The organism is Nocardia sp. NPDC051929 (assembly GCF_044548645.1).
GTDB lineage: Bacteria > Actinomycetota > Actinomycetes > Mycobacteriales > Mycobacteriaceae > Nocardia > Nocardia sichangensis.
This window is the reverse complement of record NZ_JBIUCG010000061.1, coordinates 1-1,573: the sequence shown is the minus strand read 5'-3', so window position 1 is coordinate 1,573 and position 1,573 is coordinate 1. Positions and strand designations below refer to the sequence as shown.

Annotated in this window: 2 rRNA genes (1 of these 2 cut by a window edge); both read left to right on the top strand. The window is 56.3% G+C overall.

The features are described 5' to 3' along the window. Positions 1-1,313, top strand: a 23S ribosomal RNA gene (locus ACIHAX_RS37710); it begins 1,901 nt to the left of the window's first position. Between the two features lie 130 nt (positions 1,314-1,443). Beyond that, positions 1,444-1,560: ribosomal RNA gene (gene rrf / locus ACIHAX_RS37705) — 5S ribosomal RNA — on the top strand. Positions 1,561-1,573: the final 13 nt, after the last annotated feature.

The window sequence follows — 1,573 nt, the reverse complement described above, 5'->3', positions numbered from 1 at the left end:
ACACGGCCCGTACCCCAAACCGACACAGGTGGTCAGGTAGAGAATACCGAGGCGATCGAGAGAACTGTGGTTAAGGAACTCGGCAAAATGCCCCCGTAACTTCGGGAGAAGGGGGACCACGTCTGGTGACGATCTTTACGGTCCGAGCTGGGTGTGGTCGCAGAGACCAGAGAGAAGCGACTGTTTACTAAAAACACAGGTCCGTGCGAAGTCGTAAGACGATGTATACGGACTGACGCCTGCCCGGTGCCGGAAGGTTAAGAGGACCGGTTAGCGCTTTCGGGCGCGAAGCTGAGAATTTAAGCCCCGGTAAACGGCGGTGGTAACTATAACCATCCTAAGGTAGCGAAATTCCTTGTCGGGTAAGTTCCGACCTGCACGAATGGCGTAACGACTTCTCTGCTGTCTCAACCACAGACTCGGCGAAATTGCATTACGAGTAAAGATGCTCGTTACGCGCGGCAGGACGAAAAGACCCCGGGACCTTCACTATAGCTTGGTATTGGTGTTCGGTACGGTTTGTGTAGGATAGGTGGGAGACTGTGAAGCGGGCACGCCAGTGTTCGTGGAGTCGTCGTTGAAATACCACTCTGGTCGTATTGGACTTCTAACCTCGGACCCTGATCGGGTTCAGGGACAGTGCCTGGTGGGTAGTTTAACTGGGGCGGTTGCCTCCTAAAATGTAACGGAGGCGCCCAAAGGTTCCCTCAGCCTGGTTGGCAATCAGGTGTCGAGTGCAAGTGCACAAGGGAGCTTGACTGTGAGACTGACGGGTCGAGCAGGGACGAAAGTCGGGACTAGTGATCCGGCACCGGCATGTGGAAGCGGTGTCGCTCAACGGATAAAAGGTACCCCGGGGATAACAGGCTGATCTTCCCCAAGAGTCCATATCGACGGGATGGTTTGGCACCTCGATGTCGGCTCGTCGCATCCTGGGGCTGGAGTAGGTCCCAAGGGTTGGGCTGTTCGCCCATTAAAGCGGCACGCGAGCTGGGTTTAGAACGTCGTGAGACAGTTCGGTCTCTATCCGCCGCGCGCGTCAGAAACTTGAGGAAGGCTGTCCCTAGTACGAGAGGACCGGGACGGACGAACCTCTGGTGTGCCAGTTGTCCTGCCAAGGGCACTGCTGGTTGGCTACGTTCGGAAGGGATAACCGCTGAAAGCATCTAAGCGGGAAGCCTGTTCCAAGATGAGGTTTCTCACCACCTTCGAGTGGTTAAGGCCCCCTATAGACCATGGGGTTGATAGGCCGGAACTGGAAGCACGGTAACGTGTGGAGGTGACCGGTACTAATCGGCCGAGGACTTACCAACAAAGGTTGCTACGCGTCCACTGTGCGGTATCTGAAACAACACACAGATACCCCCGAAAACACTCTGTCCCTTGTGGTGGAGTCCCATATCCTTCGGGTGTGGGTTGGGGGTGTGGATAGTTTCATAGAGTTACGGCGGCCATAGCGGTGGGGAAACGCCCGGTCCCATTCCGAACCCGGAAGCTAAGCCTGCCAGCGCCGATGGTACTGCACTCGACAGGGTGTGGGAGAGTAGGACACCGCCGGAACATCCTTTCACGA